This is a genomic window from Acinetobacter sp. 25-47-130 (assembly GCF_056779705.1).
Window position 1 is genome coordinate 73,022 of the sequence record NZ_JBWYII010000008.1, and the last position, 23,370, is coordinate 96,391.

15 protein-coding genes are annotated in these 23,370 nt (G+C 39.6%); 5 read left to right on the plus strand and 10 right to left on the minus strand.

What is annotated here, in order from left to right; genetic code table 11:
- Positions 1-34 precede the first annotated feature (34 nt).
- The 3 genes from AC1M83_RS10440 to AC1M83_RS10450 all read right to left on the minus strand — a co-directional run bounded on the left by AC1M83_RS10440 (position 35) and on the right by AC1M83_RS10450 (position 5,608).
- Positions 35-2,455 (minus strand): glycerophosphodiester phosphodiesterase family protein, encoded by a 2,421-nt coding sequence (locus AC1M83_RS10440; protein WP_481590618.1) that lies wholly within the window; start codon positions 2,453-2,455, stop codon positions 35-37.
- Positions 2,456-2,719: 264 nt separating this feature from the next.
- Positions 2,720-5,179 carry a glycerophosphodiester phosphodiesterase family protein gene (locus AC1M83_RS10445; RefSeq protein WP_481590619.1) on the minus strand — a complete coding sequence of 820 codons (2,460 nt, stop codon included), beginning with the start codon at positions 5,177-5,179 and terminating at the stop codon, positions 2,720-2,722.
- A 138-nt stretch (positions 5,180-5,317) separates the two neighbouring features.
- Positions 5,318-5,608 carry a hypothetical protein gene (locus AC1M83_RS10450; protein ID WP_155756968.1) on the minus strand — a complete coding sequence of 97 codons (291 nt, stop codon included), beginning with the start codon at positions 5,606-5,608 and terminating at the stop codon, positions 5,318-5,320.
- Positions 5,609-5,739: 131 nt separating this feature from the next.
- Between AC1M83_RS10450 and AC1M83_RS10455 the strand changes: the two genes are divergently transcribed.
- The gene (locus tag AC1M83_RS10455; protein WP_481590620.1) at positions 5,740-6,732 is read left to right on the plus strand and encodes an NAD(P)H-quinone oxidoreductase; all 993 of its coding nucleotides are present in this window, start codon (positions 5,740-5,742) and stop codon (positions 6,730-6,732) included.
- 82 nt (positions 6,733-6,814) lie between these two features.
- Here the strand turns inward: AC1M83_RS10455 and AC1M83_RS10460 are convergent, their stop codons facing one another.
- On the minus strand, positions 6,815-7,492 hold the full coding sequence (locus AC1M83_RS10460) for a YetF domain-containing protein (protein ID WP_481590621.1): 678 nt from the start codon (positions 7,490-7,492) through the stop codon (positions 6,815-6,817).
- 309 nt (positions 7,493-7,801) lie between these two features.
- Between AC1M83_RS10460 and AC1M83_RS10465 the strand changes: the two genes are divergently transcribed.
- A complete protein-coding gene (locus tag AC1M83_RS10465) occupies positions 7,802-9,463 on the plus strand; it encodes a sensor domain-containing diguanylate cyclase (protein WP_481590622.1) in 1,662 nt (553 codons plus the stop codon).
- A gap of 58 nt (positions 9,464-9,521) precedes the next feature.
- On the plus strand, positions 9,522-10,559 hold the full coding sequence (locus AC1M83_RS10470; protein WP_481590623.1) for a molecular chaperone DnaJ: 1,038 nt from the start codon (positions 9,522-9,524) through the stop codon (positions 10,557-10,559).
- Positions 10,560-10,689: 130 nt separating this feature from the next.
- Here the strand turns inward: AC1M83_RS10470 and AC1M83_RS10475 are convergent, their stop codons facing one another.
- Both AC1M83_RS10475 and AC1M83_RS10480 read right to left on the minus strand, forming a co-directional pair.
- Positions 10,690-12,966, minus strand: coding sequence for a KAP family P-loop NTPase fold protein (locus AC1M83_RS10475; protein WP_481590624.1), 2,277 nt, complete (start codon positions 12,964-12,966; stop codon positions 10,690-10,692).
- Between the two features lie 116 nt (positions 12,967-13,082).
- Positions 13,083-15,977 (minus strand): valine--tRNA ligase, encoded by a 2,895-nt coding sequence (locus AC1M83_RS10480; RefSeq protein WP_481590625.1) that lies wholly within the window; start codon positions 15,975-15,977, stop codon positions 13,083-13,085.
- 187 nt (positions 15,978-16,164) lie between these two features.
- Between AC1M83_RS10480 and AC1M83_RS10485 the strand changes: the two genes are divergently transcribed.
- Both AC1M83_RS10485 and AC1M83_RS10490 read left to right on the plus strand, forming a co-directional pair.
- On the plus strand, positions 16,165-16,845 hold the full coding sequence (locus tag AC1M83_RS10485) for a hypothetical protein (protein WP_481590626.1): 681 nt from the start codon (positions 16,165-16,167) through the stop codon (positions 16,843-16,845).
- An 18-nt stretch (positions 16,846-16,863) separates the two neighbouring features.
- Positions 16,864-17,670 carry an SDR family NAD(P)-dependent oxidoreductase gene (locus AC1M83_RS10490; RefSeq protein ID WP_035266703.1) on the plus strand — a complete coding sequence of 269 codons (807 nt, stop codon included), beginning with the start codon at positions 16,864-16,866 and terminating at the stop codon, positions 17,668-17,670.
- A gap of 162 nt (positions 17,671-17,832) precedes the next feature.
- Here the strand turns inward: AC1M83_RS10490 and AC1M83_RS10495 are convergent, their stop codons facing one another.
- The 4 genes from AC1M83_RS10495 to AC1M83_RS10510 form a co-directional block, all read right to left on the minus strand.
- Positions 17,833-18,273 (minus strand): YbjQ family protein, encoded by a 441-nt coding sequence (locus AC1M83_RS10495; protein WP_481590627.1) that lies wholly within the window; start codon positions 18,271-18,273, stop codon positions 17,833-17,835.
- Positions 18,274-18,282: 9 nt separating this feature from the next.
- Positions 18,283-18,633 carry a YbjQ family protein gene (locus AC1M83_RS10500; RefSeq protein ID WP_092766864.1) on the minus strand — a complete coding sequence of 117 codons (351 nt, stop codon included), beginning with the start codon at positions 18,631-18,633 and terminating at the stop codon, positions 18,283-18,285.
- A 98-nt stretch (positions 18,634-18,731) separates the two neighbouring features.
- Complete coding sequence (adeK, locus tag AC1M83_RS10505) at positions 18,732-20,183, minus strand: multidrug efflux RND transporter AdeIJK outer membrane channel subunit AdeK (RefSeq protein WP_180028035.1); 1,452 nt, start codon at positions 20,181-20,183, stop codon at positions 18,732-18,734.
- Positions 20,183-23,359 (minus strand): efflux RND transporter permease subunit, encoded by a 3,177-nt coding sequence (locus AC1M83_RS10510; protein ID WP_481590628.1) that lies wholly within the window; start codon positions 23,357-23,359, stop codon positions 20,183-20,185. Before AC1M83_RS10510 ends, adeK begins: the two co-directional genes overlap by 1 nt.
- Positions 23,360-23,370 lie beyond the last annotated feature (11 nt).

Consider the following 23,370-nt stretch of genomic DNA (forward strand, 5'->3'; position numbering starts at 1 on the left):
AACTTAACAATTGGGCATGTAAATTTAAAGTTTCTTACTGAATCGTGACTGTGACGGGTTTACCGTACAGGGTGTAGCTATAATTCGGCACAATCGTGTATTGATAGCTCGGCATGACATAGGCTTTGCCTTGTTCACTAAACGTAATCGACTGACCATTTTTACTATATTTGGCAGAACCAGGCAGAACAATCATTGAATTAAAGTTTTGTGCTGAAGCCTTACCTATCTGAGTAACTTTTTCTCCACTAAAAACAACAGGCTGTCCTACTTTCGCAGTAATTTGACCTGGAGTATTGATCTTGACGACTAAATCAGAAGATTCATGAGCATAATCGGTGGTTAAGCCATGTGTTCCTTGTACATACATACGATTAAAATCATCTTTATTGGTACGGAATGTCCAAGGCCAGAAAGTTACGCCACGTAAGCTCGCCATTGACATTAACTCTTTGCTTAATCCTGCAAAAGACGGGTTAAATGTAGAAGAATATTTTTGAGTCGCGTCTAATATTCGACGTGTGTTTACAATATTGCTTTGTGCGTTCGGCGTACTCGTTAAGAAGCCTGTAGAAACACCCGGTAAGGTATTTTTCATCTGTAAGATTTGATCACCATTAAAACTAATAACAATCGATTGATCATAGGCATTATGCTTATCTAAAAGCTCTTTAATCTTCGCTACAATTTCAGGCTTAGCACTTTTAATTTCGATGAAATTGGTCACATGGGGGTATTTTTTGACTGCAGCCAAAACCTCATCCATGGTTGGAACTGGGCGACCATTGGGAATCGTACGTAACTGACGAATTTCAGCTAAGGTAAGATCTTCAGTATTTCTATTATCACCTGTGGTACGAGTTAATGTTCCATCATGCATCAGGAAAACATGACCATCTTTCGATAGATAAACATCATATTCAACTGCGTCAGCACCTACCTCAATAGCTTTAATTGTTCCTTCTAAAGTATTTTCATCCTCTAAAGCTGGAATACCACGATGGCCTGTGATGAGGGGTTTTCTTAACAAGGTATTCGGTGCCATCTGCTTCATAATGTTTTGGAAAACATCTGGCTGTTGAGTATAGATCCCATTAATCCCAGTGCTTAAAATATCAGCTGCTTTGAATGCATCAATGCCATCTTTTTGATCTGGATGAAGTGTGCTTGCCCAAGGTGTTATTAATAAGCGTTGTAGATGAGATACGACTTCTGATTGCACTAAGTGCGGCGGTAAAATGACAATTTTTGATAAAGAAGAGTTGGTATTATGCGCAATTTTCACAATATCTGATTTACTATTGGTTAAACCAGATTGTTTTGAATAGTCGAGTGCTGTACGCAATACAGGGATTTCAACACGAGCTTTACGTAAGAGTTCAGGCTGATCCGACACCAAGGTGATATCAGCGAGATCATAGTTTTCTGTCAACGTTTTCAGATTACGAATTGTTTTTTCTGAATTGATCGTTAATAGCGGAATATGACGTCGTGTTGAATCATTTAAATAATCTTTTAAATGAGTAATTTTCTTTTGATCTTGGTTAAGAAGATTGAGTTGCTCATCCAGTTGATAGGCAACATGAGTTGCTAATGGAGCTGAGTTCAGTGTAGTTGCGCCAGCAGGCTGAGCGAGTGCTGGTGCCATAGAGACTGGCAATTGCTGATCGATTAGATCTGTAACTCGATTAGACTCTGGTAGGGCTTCGAGTTGCTCAGTCACTTTAATTGAATCTACACGCATCAAAGCGCCAGCTGTAGAAATGCCAATACCACCCTGATTTAAATTGTAAGGTAGCGTGCTATCGAGTACGAGTTCATCATTAATATAATGGCGTACGCGTTGGCCATGTACGATGACTGTTGCTTTGTAGGTTTTATTTAACTCAAAATTCTCTTTATGTGCAGATTTCAGTAAAACATTCCATGTGTTGTTAGGTTGACGCATAGAAAGTTCAAGACCACTTGCAGCGGTTGCATCAACACGAAATGCGAATTGGTAATACGGCGTAAAAGCTGGATCAGCATATTGATCAGCGGCACGATAGATGATGCTACCCCAACGCCCGCCATTGTTATTTTCTAAGAAAGCAAAATCCATATCGATACGATAATTACGATGTTGCTGTAGTTCGTTTGGCAACATGATGGTCGTCATTTGTGTATCGTGCGCCGTACCATTGATGAGTAGTGCTCCATCTTTAACTTCAATATTCCCTGGATTGCTACGAAGTTGAGTCCAATTGTTTGGAATAGTAGTTAAAGCATTGAAATTTTCTTCAAAAAGTATTTCGGGTACAGGTACTTCAATGTCTGGTGTTTCTGGTTCAGGAGATGGATTAGGATTTTCCGTTTGATCTGGATTTGATACAGCATTTTTTTGATCATTATCGGAGCAAGCCGTTAAGCTTAATGTTAATAATATTGCTGACGTCAGTGTTGTAAATTTCATCATTAAAAAGTACTCGAAAAGTATGTCCCTAAGCGAGACACAATCTAAGTACATAAAATGACAATTCTATGGATTTGTCATAAAGTAAAAAAAATATTACATATTAAATATTTATGAAATTCATCAGTTTTAAATACTGTCGTGTTTAAGCGGTGAACATCATTAAAAGTCCAGTTGAAATCTTATGAAAAGATGAGGGAAAATGCGATTTTCGAAAAAAACCAACTCAGCGAACTGAATTGGTCTCCAAATATCAATGTGATGTGCTTATTGAATGGTCACAGTCACGGGTTTTGCATAGATGGTATAGGTGAAATTGGGTGCTATGGTGTATTGGTAGCTTGGCATGACATAGGCTGTACCACGTTCACTGAAACTCACAGATTGACCATTTAGAGTATATTTTGCAGAGCCTGATAGTACGAGCATCGTATTGAAGCTTTGGTAACTAGATTGACCCAGTTGCGTTAATTTTTGCCCAGCGATTTGTAAAGGTTGACCAACAGTTGCTGTTATTTGTCGTGGAGTTTTAATTTTGACCACAAAATTAGATGCATCTTGCGCATAATCTGTGGTCAACCCATGTGTACCTTGAATGTACATACGATAGAAATCATTTTTTATTAAACGGAACGTCCAAGGCCAGAAGGTCACCCCACGTAAACTTGCCAGATACATGACGTCCTGATTCAAACCACTATAATTCGGATTGAATGTCGAAGAAAATTGTCGTGTTGTTTCCAAAATTCTTCGAATGTTTAGAAAAGTAGTTTGTTCCTTTGGTGGATATACCAATAAACCCGTTGATACACCTTTTAGAGTGTTCTTCATTTCAAGAATTTGTTGCCCATCAAAACTTATGACAATGGCTTGACCATATGCATCATATTTATCAAGTAAATCTTTAATTTTTAAAATTATTTCGGGTTTTGCACTCTTAATCTCGATAAAATTGGTCACATGTGGGTACTTTTTAACTACTGCAGCCAATACTTCATCCATCGTTGGTATGGCAAGTCGCTGCCCGGTCGTTTTTAGTTTACGAACTTCTTCGAGCGTCATGTTCTCAATATTTTTTGCGATACCCGTTGTGCGTAAAACCGATTTATCATGCATTAAAACGACATAGTCATCTTTCGTCAGATAGACATCATATTCCACGGCATCAGCACCAACTTCTATCGCCTTAAGAATACCTTCAAGCGTATTTTCATCAACTTGAGACGGGACTCCTCGATGACCTGTAATAAGTGGTTTACGAAGTAGGGTGTTGGGCGCCATTGAGCGCATGATGGAATGAAATAATTCAGGCTGATGTGTATAAATGCCATTTACTCCTGTTGTTAATATCTCAGCAGCTTGATAGGCATCAAGCTTAGGACTGGTCTGTCCAGAAGTATTGTGGGTAAAACCTGCCCAAGGTGTGATCAATAAACGTTGTAAGTGTGCAACTACATGAGACTGAACCAAATGGGCTGGTAAAATCACAATTTTAGAAAGTGATGTATTGGTTGCCTGTGCAATTTTCACAACACTATTTTGATCTGAAATTAAATTGTCCTTTTCAGACCAATCCAATACTGTACGGATTTCTGGAATCTCTACACGCGCTTTTCTTAATAGATATGGATCATCAGAGACTAGCGTGACATCACTAAAATCATAATCTGAAGACAAAGATCTTAATTCAGCCAGTGTGTTTTCAGAGTCGATATGCAGAAGAGGAAGTGTTCTTTTGGTTTGATCAGAAAGAAGACTTCTAAGGTGCATCGAGGTCTTATTGTCGAAATCTTTTAAAAATAATTGTTCATCAAGTTGGTAAGCAATATAAGTGGCGGTATGAGCGTTATCAATTGTTAATGAGTCGGCTGGTTGTGCTAAAGCGGGCGCCATTGCAACTGGATATTTGTGATCAATGACATCTGTGATCCGATCTTGAGTAGGGAGAGCATCAAGTTGTTCAATCACCCGTATTGTGTTGACCTTCATCAGCAATCCTGCTGCTGAAAGTCCAATGGCACCTTGGTTTAGGTTGGTGGGTAATTCACCATCAAAAACCAATTGATCATTCAAGTAATGACGAACACGTTGATCATGAACAACGACTGTAGCCTTATAAGGTGTATTTAAAGCAATGTTTGATTCGAATTTGGATGTATTGATGACATTCCATGTGTTATTTGAGCGTCTAAGTGCGAGTTCTAGACCATTATAAGCAGATGCATCTGCACGAATAGCAAACTGGTAGTATGGTGTATATTCAGGTTGAGCAAACACATCTGAAGCTCTATAAATAATACTTCCCCAACGAGTACCGTTATTACGCTCAAGGTATTCAAATTCTAACTCAATTTTATAGTTGCGAAGCTTTTGAAAATCCGAACTTAACATGATCGTGGTGGGTTTGATTAAGTCTTTGCGACCATCAATCAGTAAGGCACCTTCTTTAAATTGAATGCTACCTGGATTTGAAGGCAGGATATTCCAATCAGAAGGTATTGAATAAATTTCAGTAAAATCCAGATTTAAATATGTTTTTGGTTGTGGAACATTGATCGGTGTTTCAGGTTCGAGATCAGGTGGTAGAGATGGTTCTGGATCTTCAGGCTGAATTGGTATGGTTGGCTCAGGAGTATTTGGTAAGGTTGATTTAGCTTGATCTTCCCCAGAGCATCCTGCTAAACCGAGCATGAGCGATAGTGTGACAACTAGAGTCTGCTTTTTCATTTTAAAATTCTCGAGTGTACGATCCATGACGACCTTAAAATCTATGAAATTAAGGTTACAATTCCTTTGTAAATCAAAAAAATACGAAGCTTTGTTTGTATTATTGAGTTATTTTAATATTCGTGTCTGAGGCAAGGTTCAAAATAAAAGATTTAAAACTTGCCATCCACCAATAATGACACGAATGATCCCCAAAGCGACGAACAATATCATTTCAAAAAAACAGAAAACTAAAAAAGTCCAACCTGCTGCACCATCCACTTTGCTCGCATCGTATTCAATGTATAGCAATAACAACACCAGCCCAATTTGGAAGTAGATCATCGCAATTACTGCTGAATCCCATGGAAAACTTAACAAAAAAGTCCAACAGATGATGACCAAGGCAGCAAAACTGCATGGCAAAATAAATTGCAGCAAGTAACGCATATTATTTTCCCCAAAAAATAATGATTCGTTTTCATCCTTATACATAAGTAATACAGGACTTTATCAATGCGATCAACTATGATGAAATTGATTGAAATGAATGAAAAGTATTGTAAATAAAGGATTTGATTATGGCACAAAGCATGCAACACGTGATCATTACTGAACCAGGCGGCGTTGAGAAGTTGGCTTATGAAACGGTTGATATTCCGCAACCTAAAGACAATGAAGTCTTGGTGAAAGTACATGCTTTCGGCATTAACCGTCCTGATATTTTACAACGCCAAGGTTTATATCCAATGCCTAAAGGGGTCACGCCTGTACCTGGGTTAGAGGTATCAGGGGAAGTCGTTGCAGTAGGGGCTGAGGTAAACGCCTATCAGGTGGGGGATCAAGTGTGTGGACTCACCAATGGTGGTGGTTATGCCGAATACTGTGTGGTGCCTGAATCTCAGCTGATTAATATTCCTGCAGGGGTGAGTCATATTCAAGCTGCTGCAATTCCAGAAACATTTTTTACCGTTTGGGCGAATATTTTTCAAATGGGCAAAGCTAAAGCGGGGGAAACGGCTTTAATTCATGGCGGAACCAGTGGGATTGGAACAACGGCATTGATGTTGTGTAACGCATTTGGCTTAAAAACTTTTGCGACTGTTGGCTCAGATGAGAAAGTAAAAGCAATTCAAGATTTGACGCATGCAATTAATTATAAAACGGAAGACTTTGAACAGGTCATTCAGCAAGCGACTGAAGAAAATGGCGTAGATATTGTCTTAGATATGGTTGGAGCGCCTTATTTAGCTCAAAACCTGAATATACTACGTCGTGATGGACGTTTGGTTTATATCGCATTTCTTGGAGGAGCTAAAGCCGACGGCGTAAAATTAGGTCAAATCATGATGAAGCGTTTAACCATTACTGGCTCAACCATGCGTGCACGTACCACAGCAGAAAAATCCAAAATCGCTCAAGATTTAAAGACACATGTTGCGCCGTTATGGGCAAAAGGTGAATGTCTACCGATGATCTATAAAACTTTTAATTTTGATGAGATTCAAGCGGCTCATTTGGCAATGGATGCAGGTGATCACATTGGTAAAATTGTGGTGAAAGTGTTGGATTAATCTCAACCACCTATGTTCGATTGAGTCAGCGCTGAGGATGAATAATCTGCTTCGTCCCAACAGACTTTAGATTATTCATCTGCTAACCAATTCTTAGACTGTTCATTGCTTGCGTCCAATCTTGGCAAGAACAGCGCGGACAATCTTGAAGTGGTTGTTGAAGTTCAGTACAGAATCCACAATGTGTACACGCATATATTACGCTAGCTTTTACGTTGTATATTGATTGAGCTTGATCTGGAAAAATTGGTAAGCCATATTTAACTTGTTCATCGGGATAAAACAAAATACTGAAATTCCCATCGGACTCTAATAGGCCGACTCGAATTTGACCTAAATGCTCAACGGATTGACGACGCATTTCCGAAAAGAACTCATCATGCGACATATTACCTCGCTTGAATGCTTCAAGGACGAGCATGCCATCTTTTACGATGTAACAGGATTTACCTTCGACTAAGTCTTCGAAAGGCTGATATTTCATCATTAACCACGTTGTGGTGCGGTAAAGCAAGATGATCACACTCATGACGACTACGGCTTGAATTAAGGGTAAATCCTCCGTAAACATTGGATCTCCAGCAATTGATCCAAGACAAAGAATAATGGCAACTTCAAAGATGGAGAGTTGTCTAACCCCTCGCTTGCCAGTCAAACGAAGAAAAAGAATGATGAGTAAATACATCACCACACATCGGATTAAAATTTCGAAAACAAATACCCATGTGGTGTCGTAAAAAAAGATAGAAGCAAAATCCATTTGTTCCTCAATTTTCTAGGTGATTCTACTTAAGCTATCAAGCGCCAAAAAAAAGAAATACAGAATTATTGTCGAATTATTATGACTTTATGTAGATGTGGTGCGTGACTTGAATATTAAATCATGTTGTTTAAAAGATAGGGAGTGGAATTACAGTTGTTAATGTTAATCAGGATTTTGAATATATGAGATAAGGTTGGCATTTTTTATTCATTACAATGATCCGAAATGTTTGTTATGTATTTGTAATATTCTGTTATATTCTTATGGTTGCATGTTTCGGTGTTTAACCAAGAGTTAAGGTGTATTTTGGATTCATTCCGTAATCGCGTTCTGTTCATATTTGCTGGATTAACCATTATCCTTGGGATATGCGTATCGCTGTATATTGGAAATATCGCATCTCAGCACTTGGCTAAAGCCAGTGGACAGACCCTACATGTCGCAGCAAAAAATATCAGTAATGCCTTGGCAGCTTCTCTTGCCGAACGCGAGCGCGAAATGGTGCTGCTCAGCCAATCTCCATTCTTTTCAGAAGCAAGTCTAGATGATCCACGTGTTCGTACACGCTTGGAACAAGTCAAAAATGCGTATGTCTATTATGCTTGGATGGGGGTAACAGATTTAAACGGTGATGTTCAAATTGCTGCGGATGGTATTCTTGAAGGTGAAAACGTTTCTTCACGGCCATGGTTTAAGGCAGGTTTACAGGGTACATACTTAGGTGATGTGCATGAAGCTGTGTTATTGGCAAAAAAAATTCAAGCTTTAAATCCTCATGAGCCGATGCGTTTTATTGATTTCGCAACACCAATCTATGATCCAAATACTCAAAAATTAAAAGGAGTGTTAGCTGCACATGCAGATTGGGAATGGGCACGTCATATTCTCAATAAAGCATTATCTCAAACAGCATCTCAGCGTGGCATAGAAGTCTTTATCTTAAACAAACAGGGTGAACTGCTGTATCCATTTAAAAGTATTGGACGAGTCAAGCCACCTCAACTTAAAGTCAACGATGCACTTTATTATATTGATGATTGGAATGAAGGGCAGGATTTCTTAACCGCAAATATTGCGGTGGAGTCCGAGACTAAAAGTGATATTGGTTGGCATGTGGTAATTCGTCAACCTTTGGCGATTGCTTTGGCAGATATGCGTGATTTGCAGTTCAAAATCTTCCTGATTGGTTTATTCGTCTCGCTGTTTATCTTTTATGTGATTTATCAACTTGCCAATAAATTGAGCAGACCCATTGAGGCTTTAGCTAAATCGGCTTATGCGGTCGAACAGGGAGACGTGCATACGGCATTTCATAGTCAAAGCAGCATCCGTGAAATCCAAGGATTATCACATTCTCTACAAAGCATGACGCAAACCTTATTGGAACAGAAACAACAATTGCTTGAGGCAAACCAATCTCTAGAGCGTAAGGTTCAAGAGCGCACTCGAGCACTTGAATTGGCTAATCTTGAGTTGATTCGATTGTCACGACATGACGCATTAACAGGTTTACACAATCGCCGTGCTTTAAACGAACAACTTGAAGACCTGTTTGCTCAACATAAAAGAAATCAAATTGGCTATGCAGCACTTATATTGGATGTCGATTATTTTAAGCAAGTCAACGATCGATATGGTCATGATCAAGGGGATCAAGTGTTACAACAAGTGGCAAAAATCCTTGATCAAGCAACACGTGAGACCGATTTTGTGGCACGTTATGGTGGTGAAGAATTTGTAATTTTATTGCCTGCAACACATCTGATGGGTGCGCAAGTTTTGGCAGAGAAAATTCGTACATTGGTGGAACAAGCTGTTATTTTGGCAGAGAAAACTTTGACCGTCAGTATTGGTGTCAGTGTGACTGATCTCAACGATGCTGATGCTTATGCCATTCTTAAACGAGCAGATCGACATCTTTATCAAGCAAAAGCGAATGGTCGAAATCAAACTGTGATCGATGCTTAAAATAAAGCATCCACAGTTAGTTAAACTCAGTATTCTCTCATTGGACTAAACACCTGACGTGACTTCATTCGAAATTCAATCCAGTTCTTCTGCACAACTTGTTCAAGATCATAAGCTACGGGTTTTGATTAATCAGATTGAGCAGCAAAAATTACAATTATCTGCATGGCAACACGCCCAAGAAGAAATTCGTACCTACACGCAGAAGAAACTTATTCTTGTCTATCGTGATGTTTATCAAGTGCTGTTTCAGCAATTACAAAGTCTATGGAATAGCCTAAGTCAAATTGATTTAAATAAGTCGTCTCAAAAGGCAGTAGAAGAGAAGTGTTTTAACTTGACCCAAATGTTGAGCAAATCAAATATGCTCAATGAAACTCAAATTGAGACAGTTGAAAAATTACATATTTATTTCGAACAGGTGTTTGCTCAACCACGAAATAAGCAAGATAAAAAGAACAACTTCGAATCTAGTCAAGCACCAGATGCTCATGGTGAACAAAATGATTCAACGATTGATGACGATTCATTGTGGGACAAAGCGCAGTATCAACAAGCACGTGAGCAAGCCAAGTTAAAACGTCAGCAAGAAAAACAAGCGCAAGCTGAAAAGATGGTGAATCAATCACTCAAAACTGTGTATCTCAAGATTGCTTCCATCATTCACCCTGATCGTGAGCCCGATGAAGCTAAAAAAGAGGAAAAGACCGAGCTTTTACAACGTGCCAATGAAGCATACGAACAGGAAGATTTATTCTTTTTACTTAAACTTCAGCTTGAGGTTGAGCAAAGTAAGAATGGTTCAAACAGGGGTTTAAGTTCGGAGCAAGTGAAGTTTTATCAGCAGGCTTTAGAAGCACAAAGCCAAGCCTTAAAAAAGCAGATTCAAGAATTGATTGATTCGCTTGTGTGGTCAAATAAAGCCAAAATTGCGGTGCAAAAGTCAAAAGGGCAACTGAATATTGAGCAGTTGTATAAGCAGATGGATGCGGATGTGTCTGCGGTGAAGCAACAGTTAAAAGCGGAAAAGCAACGGCTGAGTTTTATGGGGAAAGAGAGTGGGTTGGAGATGTTGTTGGAGCATCAAGTACTTTAATGCTTTTCTCTCTCCCTTTGGGATGAGAATCCTCAGAATATATTTTGAGTTCGCAAGGGGTGAGAGCTGTTTTTAGCTTCACCTCTCCCTAGCCCTCTCCTAAAATGAGAGGGCGAATGATGATTAAGCATTAAAAATCATCATCTATGCCATTTGCTCTATTTTCCACTCCTTTATTGAACATAGTTATTATTTCTTTTTCGTAATCAGATAGTAAAGATAAATCAGCAGATTTAATCAGCTCTTGTATTTTACTAATTTCAAAAAACTCTTCGACCGTATCTATCTTAATAGAAGAATGTTGAGAGGATGTATAGTCACCATTGGTGTAAGAATGACTAGTTTGAATAAACTTTGATAAAATATTGATCACAGTTGTAATATCCATGGTCATAGAGTTTAACCAATCTTGAACATCTTTTTTATTTCCCCACTTACACCATGAGTACATTAGAGAAAGAAATGAGTTGTACTCTAGTAAAGAGTTTGGTTCATTACATGAGATATTTTTGATATTACGAATAAATTCAGTTGTTATAAAATTAAAATCAGAAGTTTCAAAAAGAGTTTCTTTTCCTTCGGAAATTTTATTTTCTTCAGAGTTTAAAAGTTTTGCTACAGAATTTAAGCCTTTGTTGTGACACATATATTTGATGATGAGTTCCGCCCTTTCAGCCTTGTCCTCTATTCTATTTAAGCAAAAACTAATGAGACGGAAAATATGAGTTTGTGCAGAAAAAATATCCATAAAACCAGATGTTTTCTCGGAAACTTTATCTGCTGTATCTAAAAGGGCATATACATATTCCTGAAATGAGCTTTTAGGAACTTGATCACTATAAGATTCAAACTGTGCGAGAAACTCTTTCAGTGAGCCATTAGTATTCAAATCTAATATTTTTTCTTCTAGTTTTTTTCTGTCAGAACATAATTCTACAAAATCTTCGAAATCAGATGCACTAAATTCATTTTCAGCTAATGAAAGTCTAAAATATTTTTCGAAATGTTTGGGGTGACAAACTCTTAAATCTGTAAACCATTCATTATATGTTTCAGAAGGATAATATGTGTTATTTAGTATCCATTCTGTAGTTGGAAAAAGTTCAATAATTATGCTTCTAAAATGTTTTTTACGATCTGCAGGTACTTTAGCTATTACTTGTTCTATCTGACTATTGAAATTTTCTTTTTCGTAAGTCGAAGGGCTAGATGATGATTTTAATGTTGTAAAAGCTTTGATTGAATTAGCTAATTCTTTAATAGCTTCTGATTCAAAAATACGTAAACATTCAATTGAAATTAAATCAACAGAATTAGCTTCGAAAGTTTTTTTTCCATTAAATAAGGAGAATTGAAAAGAAAGGGATGAAGTAAAACGGTAAACATTTCTTAAGTTATTAAAGTAAAATTTTAAACCTCCGTGATAAATATTGCTCCATCTTTTTTTATCGAAGTTAAGATTTGGATACTGATTTAAAATATTTTCTAAGCGATGAAATAAAATTTTTTCAATTTTACTGTGCTCTAATTTGGGTGTAAAAAATGGAATTTGAATGATTTTCTCTAAATAATCTTTTCCTTGCTGTGCTTTGTCAGTAAGTCTTTCTTCAACTATATCTTTTTGGAATAAAAGTAAAAAAGTTACGTTAGGGAAATCAGTATTTGCTTTGACCAATTGGAAAATCATTCTTAATTCTTGAGTAGTTAGACGATCTAAGTCATCTAATACAATTAGTAATGGCTCTTCGCGTTTTAAAAGTTCATCTTTTAATTCTATACGTATTTCATCAAGAGTTTTTTCTTTATTCTTAGACCTATTTTCATAGAAAGATGCGAGTTGACTTAACTTTTCTGCCCCCCATTTTGAAATACATACTAGTGAAGTGATAAATGAAAGGATTGCTGTAATTACTATTCCTGTTTTTGGGTCATCGATCAATAGACTTGTGCCGATACCTAACCCAGCAATTATTGACACAATTACTGGTAATGCGAGAGAAGAACCATGGAGAACAGATTCTGATGCTGCTAAATAATTCCCATATTTTTTGAAAATATTAGCTAGTTTTTTATCCCTTTCAGATGAACTTAGTTTTCCAATTGATTTTGATATTTCATCAAAAAAAGCTTGTGTAATTCTTTCTTGAGCAGACCATTCCCAAGGTGAAAATTCTATAATAATTGGCGGTTTAGACTGTTTATTTAAATACTTTAAAGCCATGTTCTTGATAGAGGTTTTACCTGTTCCCCAATCACCATAAAGTGCAATAACTAGACTATCTTGACCTTTCCAATTGGATATAGCTTCACTCAAGTTTTTTGAAAAGTCAGCACGCCCCAATAAATCATCTTCAATTTCGGTAATAGCTCGATGGGCTGAATATCCGTATTTATCTTGCATTTGCATAGAGTTTTAAATAATTTTATATGAATTTAAAAATATTCTAGCATCAAATTAATTTTTTATTTGGATATAAAAATCCCCTCATTCGAGGGGATTTTTTGAATCAAACTAACAACACCTTACAGCGCCGCAATTTGCTCCATATTCGCTTTAATCTTCGCTAATTGGTCAGCAAACTCAGCAAGTTTTACTTTCTCGCCTTCAACCACAGCGGCAGGTGCTTTTGCCACAAAACCTTCATTCGAAAGTTTAGTTGCAATTTGGTCATGCTGTTTTTGAACCTTGTCTAAGTCTTTTTGTAGACGACCCAATTCCGCTTTAGGGTCAATTAAGCCCTTCATAGGAACGAATACAGATACGTGACCTACAACACTTGATGAAGACAATGGTGGTTGTTCAGCATCAGCTAGGAACGTAATGCTTTCAACTTTCGCCAATGCTTTAAAGAGTGGTTCAATACGTGCGATTTGTGCTTTTTCTGCATCAGTGGTGTTTTGAAGAAGAACAGGCAACAAACGCGCATTCCCTAGGCCCATTTCACCACGGATGTTACGTACCGCACCAATCAAACCTTGCAGCCATTGCATATCTGCTTCAGCTTGTTCATTCACTAACGCTTGGTCAGCAACAGGGTACTGTGCAAGCATAATCGTTTCGCCAGAAATATTTAACTTCGGCGCAAGGGTTTGCCAAATTTCTTCTGTTAAATACGGCATCAATGGATGAGCCAAACGTAAAGACGCTTCCATCACTGCAAGCAGCACACGGCGTACTTCAGCTTTACGCTCAGTTGATACGTTTTCATCATTTAGAACAGGCTTCGTCAGCTCGACATACCAGTCACAGTATTCATTCCAAATGAACTCGTAAATCGCTTGTGCAGCCAAGTCTAAACGATAGGTCGCAAAGGCTTGTTGAACCGCAGCTTCCGCTTTTTGTAGACGGCTGACAATCCACTGCTCAGGCAATTCCCAAAGGTCTTGACGAACGTCTTGACCAATTACTTGATCTTCGCAGTTCATCATTACGAAACGGGTTGCGTTCCAGATTTTGTTGGCGAAGTTACGGTAACCTTCAACACGCTTCATGTCGAACTTGATGTCACGACCGGTGTTGGCAAGCGCACAGAATGTGAAACGAACCGCATCTGTACCGTAAGACTGAATCCCTTCAGGGAATTCTTTACGGGTCGATTTTTCAATCTTCGCTGCTTGTTTCGGATTCATCAAACCTGTGGTACGTTTTTGTACTAAAGTTTCAAGATCAACACCGTCAATCAAATCTAATGGGTCAAGCACGTTACCTTTAGATTTAGACATCTTCTGACCTTCGCCATCACGTACCAAACCGTGTACATACACAGTTTTGAATGGTACTTGTGGCGTGCCATCTTCATTTTTCATGAAGTGCATCGTAAGCATGATCATACGGGCAACCCAGAAGAAGATGATGTCAAAACCTGTCACCAATACATCAGTCGGGTGGAAAGTATTTAAGAAATAGTTTTCTTTGTCTTTCGCTTCGTCACCTGTCCAACCTAAAGTTGAGAATGTCCAAAGACCAGAAGAGAACCATGTATCCAATACGTCTTCGTCTTGGTTCAATTCAACTTCAGGGGCAATACCGTTTTTCGCACGAACTTCTTCTTCGTTACGACCCACGTAAACATTACCTTCTGCATCGTACCAAGCAGGGATACGGTGACCCCACCACAATTGACGCGAGATACACCAATCTTGAATGTTGTTCATCCACGCCATGTACATGTTGCTGTACTGTTCAGGCACGAACTTGATACGGCCATCTTGAACCGCTTCAATCGCAGGTTTCGCAAGCGGTGCAATCTTCACATACCATTGATCCGTCAATAATGGTTCAACGATCACACCTGAACGGTCACCGCGAGGTGGTTTTAAGGTGTACGGTTGAATTTGATCTAACCAGCCTTCGGCTTCCGCTTGTTCGACTAACTTTTTACGTGCTTCAAAACGCTCTAAACCAATGTAGTCTGCAGGGGCAGGAATGGTTTTAGAAATTTGCTCGCCCGCTTTTGCGATGTATTCAAACTCAGCCAACACTTCAGCATTTTTGTTGAAGATGTTGATGATTGGCAATTCGCAACGTTTACCCACTTCATAGTCATTGAAGTCATGCGCAGGGGTAATTTTTACACAACCTGTACCAAATTCTTTGTCGACATATTCGTCTTTAACGATTGGAACCGCACGACCTGTAATTGGCAGGATAATGTTTTGACCGACAAGGTGCGCATAACGCTCATCATCAAGCGCAACCGCAACCGCTGTATCACCCAACAATGTTTCAGGACGCGTGGTTGCAACCACGATGTGATCTTTACCATCGTGCGTGCGAAGTGACTTATCTTCAAAGAAATATTTGAAGTGCCAAAGTGAACCTTGTTCTTCTTTATCAGACTCAACTTCTAAGTCAGAAAGGGCAGTTTGTAATTTAGGATCCCAGTTGACCAGGCGTTTACCGCGGTAAATCAAACCTTCTTCGTGCAGTTTCACAAACACTTCTTTCACTGCGTTTGACAAACCTTCGTCCATCGTGAAGCGTTCACGTGACCAGTCGACAGAAGAACCGAGGCGACGGATTTGACGGGTAATGTTACCGCCAGATTGTTCTTTCCATTCCCATACTTTTTCGATGAACTTTTCACGGCCCAAGTCATGACGGCTAATGCCTTGCGCACCGAGCTGACGCTCTACCACCATTTGCGTTGCAATACCTGCGTGGTCAGTACCCGGTTGCCAAAGCGTGTTAAAGCCAGACATACGCTTATGACGTGTCAAAGCATCCATGATGGCATTGTTAAAACCATGACCCATGTGCAAGCTACCAGTGACGTTTGGTGGCGGAATCATGATACAGAAAGACTCGCCTTTTTCAGACGGCTTAAAGTAACCGCGTTCTTCCCAAGTTTGGTACCATTTTTTCTCGATCTCGGTCGGATCGTAGGTTGTAGCAATATTTTGCGCTGAATCAGTCATAGTTCGAACAGATCAAAAGTAGATAAAAAATTGCATCTATTGTAGCAAAAAAAATGCATGGAGAGGCACGTTAAGCAAATGCATTCTCGTTTCAAATCCCACACAATCGAACAGTAATTGATTTTGAATAACACTAAAGCCAGCGTCAACTCGCGGAATCGGCCTGACAATAAAGGATAACAATCGCATGACCTATACTATTTCTTTGCGCTTACAACCTGAAACTTATCAGCAATATCAAACCATTCACCAAAAACTCAATGCAGGAGATCGTGAAGCGCAAGCTAAAATTCTTGGAGATAATCTGTCCAAAATTGCTTGTGAGATTATTGATCAAGCCTTTGGCACACTGGTCAAAGATTCTAATGCAAAGGATCAAGACTCAGCAAAAGTATTGAAACAAGTTCAAGATGCAATCTTGAAATACATGCCTTGGTCGGTATCATTTTTTGGTAATGATCGCTTAATGCCTATGGTGAATCATGTACAAAGTTTGATGTATGAACAAGATGGAAAATACTATATTTCATACCCAGTTGAAAAAGTTATTGTGAATGAGCTACTGGGCTGTGCAGAACGTATGCGTGAAGGTCAAAATCAATATGTTGCTCCCGGCTTAAAAGCCTTCACTAAAGTGGTTGATCAAGGCGTTACGAGCTTAATTCGTGAACCTAAAAAAATGCTGAAATTTAATATGGTGGTGGATAAAACCTTAAATGGTGTGATCAGTCTGACCACAGGATTAGGGTATAAGCGATTTGAAAATTTAAGCAAAATTCATGATGCACAAAGTATCGTGAAGTACTTTGACCATTTTTTGGTTTTTCTTGATAATGAAGGACAGCAAAAAGCAAAATTAAATGCTTAAACCATAAGGATAAAGGGAATGGCAAAGTTGGAACAGCTTGATCAGAAAGTGGTGTGGATTACAGGTGCATCATCGGGTCTTGGTAAAGCGTTGGCTGCTGAATGTGCCAGCTTAGGGGCACAGGTTATATTGACGGCTCGTCGTTTTGAAGAGCTGGAAACGGTAAGACAGTCTTTGGCACACCCAGAACGACATATTTCCATTAAAGCGGATATCACAGATGAATCACAAGTTCGTCATGCTTATGAACAAGTTCTCCAACAAAAGGGACGTATTGATTGGTTAATCAATAATGCAGGTCTATCACAACGTGCATTAATTAAAGACACGACCATGCAAACTGAACGTGCGATCATGGAAGTTGACTATTTCTCTCAAGTCTTTTTAACCAAAACGGTTTTACCGACTTTTCAGCAACAAAAGTCAGGACGAATTGCCTTTATCTCAAGTGTAGCTGGGTTATTGGGCACACAATATCGTGCGACTTATTCGGCAGCCAAAGGTGCGATTCATATGTGGGCGAATAGCTTACGTGCTGAAGTTGCGCAAGATGGTGTGGGTGTCTCGGTAATTTTCCCGGGATTCGTGAAAACCAATGTATCCTTTAACGCTTTAAACGGTGAAGGAAAGCCCCAAGGTTATCAAGATGAGGCTATTGAAAATGGTTTAGAAGCAGAGGAATTTGCTAAACAAACCGTACAGGCATTATTGAAAGGGGATGAGTATATTGTCGTGGGTGGGGCAAAAGAAAAATTAGGCGTCTTTATTTCACGGTTATCACCAGCAATACTGTATCGAATGATCCGAAAAATGAAAGTAAAGTAATTTTTAATGATCGTGACCCGCGTATCGATGAGAAAAATTTTATCAACTATGTCTGGTTTTCTATCTCAATGATCATGCGAGCGATAAGGGGTTTGAAGACTCCTCAAATAAAGTATAGGGCTTGAGTGACTACTACATACCTGTAAAGAAAAAGAGAGACTTTTAGTCTCTCTTTTGTATAGCAGTTCCGTAAGCGAATACTTCAACCATTCCACCTTGAAGTCCTAAATCTGTGGTGCTGAGTCTTAACCCTAAGATTTCAGTTGCGCCCATTTTTTCAGCTTCAAGTTTAAGTCTAACAATAGCTTCACGTCTTGCACGTTCAACAATACTTTCATAACTGCGTAAGCGTCCACCAAAGAAATTTTGGATTTGCGCAAGTACAAACTTAAAATAATCATGCGAAATCACAACATTACTGCTGATCATTTGTCCATGGTTTTCAGAAGTTTTAAAACGCTGACTATCTAACTTGATATAAGCTAAGCGTGCTTCTTGTTCATCAAGTTGCTTACGATGCTTTTGTTCATTATAGCGACCAAATCCAAATCCAATACAAAATAGGATGAGAAAGATAACCACCTGAAAAATGATACCATCCATAACGAATCCTTAAGAGGTGAATGGATCAGGAATTTTAGGTGCATTCGGTGTGACATACACAGCTGTGCCATAAACAAATAATTCGGAAGCACCTTGGGTAATATTGGAAGTCGAGAAACGAATTCCGACAATCGCATTCGCCCCTAAGCCACGCGCTTTATCAATCATACGGTTCATTGCTTCTTGACGAGACTCTTCAAGTAATTCCGTGTATGCGGTAAGTTCTCCACCGACGATATTCTTAAGTCCTGCGAGTAAATCACGTCCAACGTGTTTACTTCTGACGGTACTACCATATACCACGTCAAATTGTTGTTGAATTTGATGACCAGGTACAGATTCTAAATTACTTAACAGCATGTGATTGAAGTCGTTATAAAAAGGATAATTAATGACAAAATATCAGTATTTGGGACAATAAAAAAGCCCACCGAAGTGAGCTTTATTCAAACAAAAAATTACTTCTTGTCGTATTTTAAATCTGAGCTTGAAGGCTGATAAATCACTTGATCCGTCGTATTAGTTTTTAAGCCACCACCGAGTGATTTATAGAGCTCGATTTGGTTGTTAAGGTTCGCTTGTTCAAGCAGCAATAAACCTTGCTCAGCACTATACGATGTACGTTGCGCATCTAATACAGTTAAGAAACTGTCAATACCAGCGCGGAAGCGGGCATTTGAGAGTTTGTAGGTTGTATTGGTCGCATCAACTAAACGGCGTTGTGCAGTTAAACGTTCACCGATATTTTGACGCACTGCCAAAGCATCATTCACTTCACGGAACGCAGATTGAATTGATTTTTCATAATCAGACAATGCGATCTGTTGCTGTGTTTCAGAGACTTTAATATTGGCACGACGTGTACCCCAGTCAAAGATTGGTATATCTAGACTAGGACCAACAGACCAAACAAAAGCGCCAGACTTGAATAAATCACTTAAGTCTGTTGATGCATAACCTGCTGAACCTGTGAGGCTAATGGTTGGGAATAAACGCGCTTTTGCAGCACCGATATTCGCACCAGCCGCACTTAGCTGATATTCAGCCGCTTTAACATCTGGACGGTTGTTGAGTAGATCACTTGGCAAACCAGCCGCAAAAGCAGTGGTTGATGTCACACGTGTGATTCTCTCTTTAGGCAATAAATTGTCAGGTAGTGGTTGACCTACAAGGAGGTTTAACGCATTAACCGCTTGTGCAATTTGAGTCTTGTATTCAGCAACATCACCACGTGCCGTCTCAACAGAAACTTGAGCCTGACGAAGCGGAACTTCACTGTCGATTCCCACATCAAAACGTTTTTTGTTGAGATTGTAAGATTCAAGTTGAGCTTTTAGCGTCTGTTCAGCGAGCTTAAGATTCGCTTGCGCATATGAGTAAGCCAACCAAGCTTGAGCTGTTTGGCTAATCAAGGCAATTTGAGTGGCATCACGTGCGCTTGCAGTTGAAAGATAAGTGTCTAGGGCATTGTCTTTCAAGCTTCTAACACGACCCCAAAAATCAATTTCATAAGCCGTTAAACCTAAACCTACATTATAGGTTGTTACTGGGCTTGGCGAATTGACCGTGTCTTGTCGTAAAACACTACCACTTGCACCAATCGTAGGCAATTGATTGTTTTGGCTGATTTGAAATTGTTGACGTGCTAATTCGATATTTAGCGTCGCTTTACGAAGATCACGGTTATTTGCCAAGGCTAAATCCAAAACTTGGATTAAGCGTTGATCTACAAAAAAATCCTTATAACCTTGCTCCGCAATAGATGGACCAGAAGCATTGCCAAGATAACTTCCTGGAATATTGGCTTGAGTGACCGGTTCTGGACCACGCATGCTTTGACATGCTGTCAAAGCAAGCGCAATTGCAGATACCGCAATGCTACGACCTGTAATAGACCATACGTTTTGCATCACGAAATTTGCTCCTGTTTATTTTGTTTTGGTTTTGTTTTAAAGATACTTCGGATCCATACATAGAACACTGGAATAAAGAAGATCCCTAAAAGTGTTGAGCTGATTACACCACCAAGTACACCATAACCCACGGAATGTTGACTTCCTGCACCTGCGCCAGAAGCGAGAGCTAGAGGAAGAACACCAAAACCGAAAGCCAATGTGGTCATAATGATTGGACGCAAACGCATTTTCGCGGCATGCAAGGTTGCTTCGAAGAGTTCTTCACCTTGATCTTGAAGCTCTTTCGCAAATTCTACAATCAAGATCGCATTCTTCGCGGACAAACCAATCACGGCAATAATCGCCACTTGGAAGTAGATGTTATTTGAAAGGTTTGGATCTTTCAAAATAATCATTCCCAAGAATGTTAAGGCAAGTGCACCAACAATACCCAATGGCACAACCATGAGTACAGAGAATGGGATAGACCAACTTTCATATAAGGCTGCCAAGCAGAGGAAGACAATCAATAACGAAAGAGCATAAAGGAATGGTGCTTGTGCGCCAGACTCACGTTCTTCAAGAGATAAACCAGTCCATTCGTAATCGAAGCCTTGTAAGCCCATTGAAGGAAGCTTCGCAATGATTTCTTCAACCGCTGCCATTGCATCACCCGAACTCACACCTGGAGCTGGAGTGCCTGTAATGTTCATGGAAGAAACGCCGTTATAACGCTCTAAACGTGGTGAACCATAAGTCCATTCGCCTGTTGCGAACGCTGAGAATGGAACCATCGTACCTTGGTTATTGCGGACATACCACTTGTCTAAGTCTTCAGGCATCATACGAGAGCTCGCTTCACCTTGGACATACACTTTTTTCACACGACCACGATCGATGAAGTCATTAATGTATGAACCACCCCATGCCATACCCATCGTACTATTGATTTCAGCAATGCTGACTCCCATAGCACCTGCTTGAGCATGATCGACGATGACACGATATTGAGGCGTATCTTCTTGTCCGTTAGGACGAACACCTGTTAAGCGCTGATCTTGAGAAGCTAAGCCGAGTACAGCATTACGTGCTGCTAATAATTGCTCGTGACTTTGACCTGCAGCTGCTTTTAACTGTAGGTTAAAGCCTGCACTCACGCCCAACTCCGGCATTGCTGGAAGTTGAAGAGGCATGATATAGCTGGCATCTTTCACAATCATATTCAGTGCCATACCACGTTGGATAATTGCACCGACCTGAGATTCAGGAGAGGTACGGTCTTTCCAGTCTTTCAACTTAATGAAGGCAAGACCCGCATTTTGACCAATACCCGTGAACGAGAAACCAGCAACACTAAATACAGATTCAACATGTTCTTTCTCGTTGTTGAGGAAGAAGCCTGTCATTTGATCAATTGTTTTGCCAGTGCGTTCAAGCGTTGCATTTGGTGGTAGCTGAACGAGTGTCATCACCACACCTTGGTCTTCATCTGGTAAGAATGAAGAAGGAAGGTTGACAAATAACCAGCCCATCACAGCAATCACAACACCATAGACCAATCCTGCAAATAGCTTGGCATGTGTTAAACGGTTTACGCCGTTTTGATATTTCACCGAAATTTTGTCAAAACCATTGTTAAACCAACGGAAGAAACGGGCAAAAATGTTATTGCTTTGAGGTTTGTTGGCATCATGTTTTTTCAACATGGTCGCACACAATGCAGGGGTAAAGGTTAATGCAACAATCAATGAAAGAATCATTGCTGTAACGAGCGTGATAGAGAACTGACGATAAATTACACCTGTCGTACCCCCCATGAATGCCATAGGTACGAATACTGCAGTTAAGACAGAGGTAATACCAATCAATGCACCAGAGATCTGTCCCATCGACTTTTCAGTCGCTTCCACAGGTTCAAGGTGCTCTTCTGCCATCACACGTTCAACGTTTTCTACGACGACAATCGCATCATCCACCAGAAGACCAATGGCGAGAACCATAGCGAACATGGTTAATGTGTTAATCGAGAATCCGAACATGTTGATCACAGCAAATGTACCCAATACAACCACTGGAACAGCCATTGTTGGAATAATGGTTGCACGCCAGTTTTGTAGGAACAAGAACATGACCAAGAATACGAGGATAATTGCTTCAATTAAGGTTTTCACAACACTTTTAATTGAGAGCTCAATAAATGGTGTTGTATCAAATGCAAGTTTGTCCACCATACCTGTTGGGTAATTTGGACGTAATTCTTTTAAACGATCTTCAATCGCTCGGGCTGTATCTAATGCGTTTGCACCCGTTGCCAAACGAATCGCTACACCACCTGCAGGTTGACCATTAAATTTAGAGTCAAATGCATAATTATCTGCACCTAATTCAATTTTAGCGACATCACCTAAACGAACTTGTGCACCATTTGGTGAGTTCTTAAGGAAAATATTTGAAAATTGTTCAGGTGTTTGTAAAAGACTTTGAGCAGTTACAGTCGCATTTAAAACTTGACCTTGTACAGAAGGTGCACCACCTAACTGACCTACCGCCACTTGCGCATTCTGAGTTCTTAATGCATTTGCAATATCACTCGGTGTAACTTGCAGGTTGGCCATTTTGGATGGGTCCATCCAAATTCGCATAGCATATGAACCACCAAATACTTGCACTTCACCCACACCAGTCACACGGCTAAGTGGTTCAGAGATATTTGAGTTTACATAGTCTTTAATGTCATTTGCATCTAATGCATCTGACTCAGAATAAAACGCAATAACTTGTAAGAAGCTTGCGCCAGACTTAGTAACTTTTAAACCTTGACGTTGTACGTCTTCAGGCAAAAGTGCAGTCGCTGATTGAAGTTTATTTTGAACTTGTACCTGTGCAATATCAGGATCGATACCTTGTTCAAAGTTTAGAGTAATGGAAGCTTGTCCATTACCAGCACTGTTAGATGAGATGTAACGTAACCCATCCAAGCCATTCATTTGTTGTTCAATAATTTGCGTTACTGTGTTTTCTACAGTTTCAGCAGATGCACCCGGATATGTTGCAGAAATCGATACCGTTGGTGGTGCAATCGTTGGGTATTGCGCAATTGGCATCTTGGTGAGGGATAAAATACCCGCCAACATGATGACCAATGCAATCACCCAAGCGAAAATTGGGCGATGGATAAAAAAGTGAGCCATTCAGTCTACTC